Raw genomic sequence first — 7931 nt, forward strand, 5'->3', positions numbered from 1 at the left:
GCCGGGCGACTGCGCCGCGGCGATGTCGCCTGACTCACGCAGCGCCGTGTCGATCTCGTCGACATAGACGCGCGCGGTACGCAAGGTCAGAGGATCGCACTCGCAAGCGCTGACGGTACCGCCGCCGATGGCATTGATATGAACCTGCGGCTTGAGGTACTCGTCCAACAGGATTGGGGCGACGCCGGTGTGCGAGGTGGCCATGCAGATGACATCCGCGTCCGCAATGGCGTCGGCGAGCGTCGCGGCCGCAGTCAGACGCACTGCTACCTGACCTGACATTTCCTCAACAAAGAGTTCGGTTTGCTTGGCATCGCGACCAAATACCTTGACTGCATTGAATTTCCTTACAATAGACAGGGCCAGCAGGTGGGCACGCGCTTGGACACCCACGCCGATGATCGCTAGTGTGCCGGCCTGTTGCGGTGCCAGCAAGTCGACCGCCAGCGCGCTTACGGCGCTGGTCCGGATCGACGTCAAGGCAGCACTGTCGAGCATGGCCGTGATCCGACCGCTCGCACTATCGAGCAGTACCACCACACCGTTGATTGTCGGCAGGCCATGACGTCGGTTATTGGGATAAATCGACGATACTTTGATGCCAAGGTGTCCACCTCGACTGAGCAAGGCTGGCATGAACAGCGACAAAGCGCCATGCTCTTCGTTGTCGATGATCATGCGCGGTGGTGCCACCATCTTCTCGGTGCCGGCCAGCATAGCGCGCAACGCCGCAATCGCTTCCGTCATGCGCAAGGCGCGCTGAATGTCTGAATTATTTAATAGCAACATGATGTCAATTTTCAGGCTGGTCATAGCCGCTTAAGTGCTAGTCGGTGCAGAGCCCACGGCCGAAGGAAACGCCGATATGCAGCGCGGCGGCGTGTACTTCGCTTTCAGCGCAGCCCGCAGCCCGCCATGCTGGATGAAATAGAAATTGGGCGCGAAGTGCTGCATATGGGCAGGCAGGTGGATCCACGGGGTGGTCGGAAACACATGGTGCACGCCGTGATAATTAAAGTTGAGCATGCAATACCTCTCAAAGAAATAGGGCATGCGGACATTTTTCGCGAACGAGCTGTCGTTCAGCGGCGTACCATAGTGGGCGAAGCTGTCCAGCACGGTCAGGATCAGGGCGCGCAGTATTAGCAGGCAGACCAATATCCAGAGAAATGGCCAGTACAGCAGCGTACCGGCGGCAAGCAGCAGTATCGACGCCATCCCCTCCCATCGCAAGGCGGTCAGCTTGTTGGTGCGTATCAGGGTCGACAAAGGTGAGCCGTCGGTACCATCGACTCTGGTCGCGTATAAGACGCTCATCACCCGCAACATCAGGGCGCGGGGCAACCAGGCGATCACACAAGTCAGAAAGAAATCGTGATAGAAAGCGCCGACCAGTTTGGAATAGTAGTAGCGTGCTATTTTGCGCCGGCTCTTGGCCGGAGCGAGATAGACTTCGTCGCAATCGTTCACCGTGCGACTCCATTTATGATGCTTCAGATGGTCTATTCGTTGCAGATCGTATGAAATACCCACGAACACCGCCATGACCTGCCCCATTAAACGGTTCGCCGCCGGATGCCGGTGCAGCATCCCATGGATGGCCTCGTGCACCAGCACGCCGGTAGTCGATGAAATCAGCAGTGTCGGGATCAGGGTCAGAGCGTACCATGGGTTTCGGGCGATCAGCAGCGGAGCACCTAGGAACTGATACAGATTGATCGCGGCAATGACGACGAAAATCACCCCGTTCATCGCTGCAGGAATCTCATCGAGCTGCTTGGTTTTGATCAGCGGCGGCGATTGCCGGTACAACATCGGGTACAAATCGCTTATTGCTTGGCTCATGACTTGCATTTCCTCTTGAAGTTGTTGGTAGCTTGTGGCTCTTTTGGCTCAGGCGAGCACGCCTCCGTCCACCGGGATGGCGACCCCGGTCACAAACGATGATTGATCCGAGCAAAGCCAGTAGACCACGTCCGCCACCTCGTTTTTCTCGCAGACGCGGTTGATCGGATGGCTTGGGCCATATTGGTCGATGTCGCAGCCAACCACTGACTGTGCCATGGGAGTACGCACGAACGCCGGACACACGGCATTGACCCTGACCTGATGCACCGCATATTCCCTAGCGGCGGACTTGGTCACGCCAACTAAGGCATGCTTGCTGGCCGTATAGCCGACGCCGCCCGTCACGCTGGCGCGCAGCCCCGCCAGCGACGCCACATTCACGATGGTACCGCTGCGCTGCTCGCGCATCAGGGGGAGTACGCGCTTCATGCATAACCACGGCGCCTTGACATTGATCGCCATGACGTCATCGAAGACCTCGTCCGGATACGCTTCGAAGCTGACGAAAGGCGTGCCTTCGATCCCCGCGCAGTTGACCAAGGAATCGATGCGGCTGTGGCGCATCGTTATGGCATCAAACAGCTTGGCGATCGCGGTGGCGTCGCGCAGATCAACCATGAATTGTTCAGCCGATCCTCCCGCCGCCCGCACTCGTTGGACGACCTCCCGATTCAGGTTTTCGCGTCTGGCGCAAATGACGACGTGATAGTCCTCCAGCGCGAAGCGGAACGCGCAGGCTTCTCCAATGCCGGAATTTCCTCCAGTAACAACAACAATTTTCTTCATTTGATATCGTACTTCATGCAATACGCTTTCTTGGGAACCAGAAAGGTACGCAGATACGTGATCACCACCGTCGAATCTTGCTTTCGTCCAATCACCTTGATCGTGACGATGCCCTCGTTCGGGCGCGATGCAGATTCTCGCTTTGCCACCACTTCACTCTCGGCATACAGCGTGTCGCCCACTAGCACAGGATTGGGCAAACGAATTTCATCCCAAGCCAGGTTAGCCGTGGCTCGGGCGCTCATGGTCGATACCGTCATCCCGCTGACGATTGAAAGCGTCACCGAACTCGACACGAGCAATCCTTTAAATTCGGTTCGCTGCGCATACGCCTGGTCAATATGCGCAGGATGCTTGTTCATGTCGATCAGAGATTGCCAGATGTTATCGACCTCGGTCACGGTGCGGCCCGGACGATGTTCGAAAATGTCGCCGATGTCGAACTCCTCGTAGGCTAGTCCGTACACTTCCCGATAGCGTTTTTCACCAATGCGCTCATGCGCCAGTAACATGTCGTTCATAGCACTCCTTGTTTTTGCTCAAGGGCGCGGCGGCGCGCCAGGATTTTTTGCGCAAGCTTGACGAACGGCGGACCGATCATCATCCGATCAAGCTTGGTGATATTGTTGCCACTGCTCTCGACGGTGGCGAGCACTGCTTCGGCGTGCGCGATTTCGGCCTTAGTCGGCGTAAAAGCGGCATTGATGGTGTCGATTTGATTCGGATGTATCGCTGTTTTTCCGGCGAAGCCAAGTTGCATGACTTGCTTGCATTCTTCAGCTAAGCCCTGCTCGTCACCGAGCTTGAAATAAGCGGTATCGAAGGCGGGAATCCCCGCGTAGGAGGCGGCGGCCACAATTTGCGAACGCGCATGCAGGATGTTAGTCCAGCCCCCGATAGCCACACCGAGACTGGCCGCATAATCTGCCGATCCAAATATCAAGCCGTCGGACACTGCCGCAACGTCATAAATGACACGCATGCAAGCGGGAGTTTCGACCGTGACGAGTAGTCTGATCGCCGAGTCAGAAAGATTTTGCCTTACGATATCGATTTCGGCCGCACTTTCGACCATCGCCATCACAACATAGTTGGGCTTATGGGGTAAGGCATTAACTAAAAGAATATCCTTGAGTCCTTCCGGATGGTAAATTGAATTAATCCGTAACGCAGTGCAAGCCGATACCGGACACCGGTAGAAGCCGGAGACAATTGCACGTGCCTCTGCTTTCCTTTCCTTAGCCACGCCGTCTTCCAAATCGATGACCGTCACATCGGTGTTGGTTGATTTGCAGAACTGGCTTTCATTGAGCGCGGAGCAATAAAGGAAGCTGCGCGGAGTCAGCGTCGTCATGCCGTCACCATGTTCAACAGGCCGGATGGCAGACCGCTGCGTTCGCCCTGATAGCGCAATTTTTCTTCATTGACCGAGATACAAAAATCATCCATATCGACTTGGCTCATATCGGCGCGCATCATTACGCGCAAACCCGATTTATTGCGCGCCACGATGGGGAAGAATACGGCCGAGGTATAGTAGCCGCGGCGGAAGACCGCTTGCGAAACTCGCACCGCCATGTCCGCATTATCCATCGGCACCACTCTGATCGGCAATTCGGTACCAGCATGTTGCGTAGGAATAAGCTGGTCGAAGTGGTTGATGTTGCGCTTCAGGCGTTGCTGCAGCTGAGCCAGCTCCGGAGTCCGGTGAATCTCGATCGAGGCCAGCGCTGCCCCGATGGCGGCCGGATTGAGATACTGGGAATAGGACATTGGCCCACCAAAGCGACGGAACTCCTTGATGTAATTAGCACGCTTGGAGATGAAAATACCGCCGCCGTTGGCACCGAAGGCCTTCGCTAGTGAGTACACCAAGATAGTGCGAGCAGACAGTTCTGGCATAAACGAGCGGATGTACCCTTCGCCGCGTTCGCCGTAGGCACTCAATGAATGCGAGTCATCGAAGTACAAGAACAAGCCATATTTTTCCTGCAACTCCAGCAATCGCTCTATCGGGGCCGCGCCGCCCATGCTATATGCTCCGTCAGCAATGTAGGCAACCAACGGATGGCGTTTGCACATGTCTTCGATGAAATCGACGTCATTGTGATTACAGGTCGACACCTCGGTTTCATCACCGCATACCGCCTTCACCTGATTCAGGGCAAAGTGCGCATGCTTATCGAAAATCATGAACGGGCGCTGGCCGTCGGTGAACACACCAGCGGCCAGCAACGGCAAGGATGCGACAATCCCGGCGCTGCATGAGGTGGCGGTGAAGGCGGCACAAGAGAAGTGCAAGGAGAGAGCATCTTCGAGCTCGTCGAGCTCCTTAAGGCGAATACGGATGCGCGAGGTCGGCAGATTGACGGTTCCGGTTCGCAATACATATTCGGCGCCGCGCTGCGCCAATCGTGGATCGATCTCCAGCCCCAGATAGGAGCATGAGCACATATTCATGAACTCGTGCTCGTTTTGGTCACGCATACGACTACGCGCAACATGCGTGACGCTGCGGTCGGTCAATCCTGAATCCTGAGCAAGCTGCCAAGATGGATTGCCGATGGAAATCGTGCGTTCGGTATTGATGTAGGCGTTCTTCGAATCACTCATATAGTCACACTGTCCCTGAAGTGGATGCCATGGTTTTTTTTGCTCAAGAGCATGATGACGGAAAACACAAGGCGCTTAGTATAAAAGAAGATAACTTGACAAATCTTATGAAACGCACCGTAGCTGTCCTATCAAGTCAGGCAACAGTGTTTGCTTGCGTTGCAATTTGAAGAGCTATTATTTCTCCAGCTTTTAAATTTTTTGCATCAAAAATCTGACTAGGGTTTGAAACCTCGGCCTCAGGCCGGTGAGCGACGAAGGAGCGACGCGATGGGACGGGATGCAACCCCTTCCAGAGTCTTTTCCATCGTCGCTTGCGACGATCCATTAAGTTGTTTGTGGCTTAGTGCGCAAGAGAGTTACGTGTGTTCAGCACTGGTAAAAATCATACCGTAGGATTTTTAAAATTTCAATCTGACGAGTTCAATTTTGATTATGCTTTTTAGCAATAATTGCCTATTCATGGGATTGGACAGGGGGGGGCGAGCCTGCCGCCGCCATGTATAATCAGTCTGAGTCAGGCTTCGAATCAAACATCAAAAGTCAATGACGGTTCTGGCGCGGCGTACATGGATGCCCCCCGGTTTGCCAAGTTCTCAATTATTGATTCGATTTCCCGGATGGCCTTAGCCAAAGCGGAAATGATGGCTTACTGGTGCGGTGGCAGCGGACGTAGGCTGTTACTCATGCTTGATGATGTTCTGGTTAAAGAGCAACTCTCACAATGTACTTCCTGATCATTCCTACGGTTTCAACACCGATGACGTAATTGGTGATGCAAAATATAGGCAGCGGCATGCATTTGTAAGCGCATGCAATTGGCCAAAAAAGTCGTGCAAGAAGTTCGGCCGCAGGCTAAATCGTTTTTGAAATGCTTGAACAACTTAATGGATCGTCGCAAGCGACGATGGAAAAGACTCTGGAAGGGGTTGGCATCCCCTCCCATCGCGTCGCTCCTTCGTCGCTCACCGGCCAAAAGAGGCTGTCGCAAAAGGGTTTTCAGTCTGCATCATTACCCCAGCCGCCCGTAACGTCGTTCCTGCGCGCTTTTGGCAGGAATCCAGCGGCGTTCGTGGTTAACTGAAAATGCCAGAAGTTGTGGAATTTTCAGTGTAAAAAACGACACTAGGTTCCCGCCAAAAGCACGCGGGAATGACGAGGTATACGGTGTTTCAGGTGTAAAAAAAGCGTCCATCAGGCTTTTGCGACAGCCTCTGAAGGCCGGGGTTTCAAACCCTAGTCAGATTTTTGATCAATGCCATCGTTCAATCCAATTGGATCGCTTTCCACAGAGGGACACCGGGGTTTCCTTGACATACTAAAACCTACTCGTCGATGTATTAATTTGTGGCAGTCATACTATTTAATCGTGAAAACCCATCTTGGGCGAGCTTAGATTTCCACCAAAGTAAGTATCAACTGTTTCGCCATCCAATATTAAACTTACCATCCACGAACAATCATCCTCTCTCCCAGGTACCGTTGAGTCTAAAAACTCAGCAATATTCCTTAATGCCAACATTTTTTTTGCATCCATAGTCTCAACACTAATTCGCAGATAAATGAAACTCCAATCATCTTGAATTTCGTACCAAATTGATTCTCGTTTGAATTCAGCTTGTGTTTGAATCAAAAGGAAAATTTTGTCTATTAAATTCGCTGTAATAATTTCATGAATCATTTCAATATCGCCAATTAGTTTTCGCCCAAAATACCTTAACGTCGATTTGTTCTTTCACATTCCTCTAGTTCTTTTACTGCACGATCAAGCCCCTTTTTTATGTCAGCAATTCTTGAGACATGGCCTACGTAAGTTCCTTTACCCGCAATATCTGCCCCAGGGTTGACATCATAAGCTCGGTTATACAAATCCCATTGATCTTCAGCTAAATCGCCAACTTTTCTATCATATTGTCGTCCCAAATCACGAACTTTATCCCTAAGGTATTTACATGGGTCAGGCTTAGGAAGCGTCGGCGCACAAGAACTATTTCCGCTAGCGTTTGATGGGCTATCAGTAGTAGGACTTGAGTTCCCTAGTGTGCTTGGCCATGTCGGATCGGGATCCATCGGTAAGCGTGCAGCCGCCCCACATTGCCACGTCCGTCAGGCTTATTGAGACTGTGGAAATGGTAGCAGAGAGTCGATCTGACTGTTGGGGCAGGCAGGGAGTTTTTCTAGTGTATTGGTCAGCCAGGCGAGCGGTTCCCCTAATGCCGATAACGATTTCAAGAGATTATACAAGTCCACCTATCCCCAGAATTTCGTTCAGGCTCGTTTTTTTGTTTGTGCGCGGCATATTTTCGAATTTGTCCTATTTACTTTTCTACGAATGGAAATAAAATTAATTTTATGGAATTAATTTTATTTTTAAGGCGCTATAAAATGCAAGGTTGAGAGGACTTATTTAGGGGGATGTGTAATGAAAAAACGTATTTTCCTTTTTGGTGAAACGAAATTTGCGCCATGGCTTTTTGTATCAATAATGACTGCAGTGATAACGACGGTCAACGCACAAGAAGTGATTCCTGATTTTTATCATGATCCAGGTATATCTCCTAATCGAAGTTATGTGAATCAAAATTTTAATGAGCAAATCGATCCCTTTAGTGGATCCACATATCCGGACAACAGTTTAAACTAGTGTCTGTCGAAAAGAGACGAGGCAGACCATGAGTGAAAAT

9 protein-coding genes are annotated in these 7931 nt (G+C 51.9%); 1 reads left to right on the forward strand and 8 read right to left on the reverse strand.

Features of this window, described 5'->3' with window-relative positions:
* From QN359_RS18900 to QN359_RS18940, 8 genes are all read right to left on the reverse strand, one after another.
* Positions 1 to 789: ornithine cyclodeaminase family protein (locus QN359_RS18900; RefSeq protein WP_323493611.1), on the reverse strand; the 789-nt coding region annotated here is incomplete at its 3' end.
* A 30-nt stretch (positions 790 to 819) separates the two neighbouring features.
* Positions 820 to 1845, reverse strand: a complete 1026-nt coding sequence (locus QN359_RS18905) for a fatty acid desaturase (protein ID WP_322250070.1) — start codon at positions 1843 to 1845, stop codon at positions 820 to 822.
* Positions 1846 to 1893: 48 nt separating this feature from the next.
* Positions 1894 to 2634, reverse strand: a complete 741-nt coding sequence (locus QN359_RS18910; protein WP_322250071.1) for an SDR family oxidoreductase — start codon at positions 2632 to 2634, stop codon at positions 1894 to 1896.
* The gene (locus QN359_RS18915; protein ID WP_322250072.1) at positions 2631 to 3155 is read right to left on the reverse strand and encodes a MaoC family dehydratase; all 525 of its coding nucleotides are present in this window, start codon (positions 3153 to 3155) and stop codon (positions 2631 to 2633) included. The genes QN359_RS18910 and QN359_RS18915 overlap by 4 nt, the downstream gene beginning before the upstream one ends.
* Positions 3152 to 3988, reverse strand: coding sequence for a CoA ester lyase (locus QN359_RS18920; protein ID WP_322250073.1), 837 nt, complete (start codon positions 3986 to 3988; stop codon positions 3152 to 3154). The genes QN359_RS18915 and QN359_RS18920 overlap by 4 nt, the downstream gene beginning before the upstream one ends.
* A complete protein-coding gene (locus QN359_RS18925) occupies positions 3985 to 5247 on the reverse strand; it encodes an aminotransferase class I/II-fold pyridoxal phosphate-dependent enzyme (RefSeq protein WP_322250074.1) in 1263 nt (420 codons plus the stop codon). The genes QN359_RS18920 and QN359_RS18925 overlap by 4 nt, the downstream gene beginning before the upstream one ends.
* 1363 nt (positions 5248 to 6610) lie before the next feature.
* Positions 6611 to 6928, reverse strand: a complete 318-nt coding sequence (locus tag QN359_RS18935; protein ID WP_322250075.1) for a hypothetical protein — start codon at positions 6926 to 6928, stop codon at positions 6611 to 6613.
* Positions 6929 to 6963: 35 nt separating this feature from the next.
* Positions 6964 to 7317, reverse strand: a complete 354-nt coding sequence (locus QN359_RS18940; RefSeq protein WP_322250076.1) for a hypothetical protein — start codon at positions 7315 to 7317, stop codon at positions 6964 to 6966.
* 352 nt (positions 7318 to 7669) lie between these two features.
* Between QN359_RS18940 and QN359_RS18945 the strand changes: the two genes are divergently transcribed.
* Entirely contained in the window at positions 7670 to 7891 is a 222-nt protein-coding gene (locus QN359_RS18945; protein WP_322250077.1) for a hypothetical protein, read from the forward strand.
* Positions 7892 to 7931: the final 40 nt, after the last annotated feature.

Source organism: Undibacterium sp. 5I2 (assembly GCF_035019605.1).
Classification (GTDB): Bacteria; Pseudomonadota; Gammaproteobacteria; order Burkholderiales; family Burkholderiaceae_D; genus Undibacterium.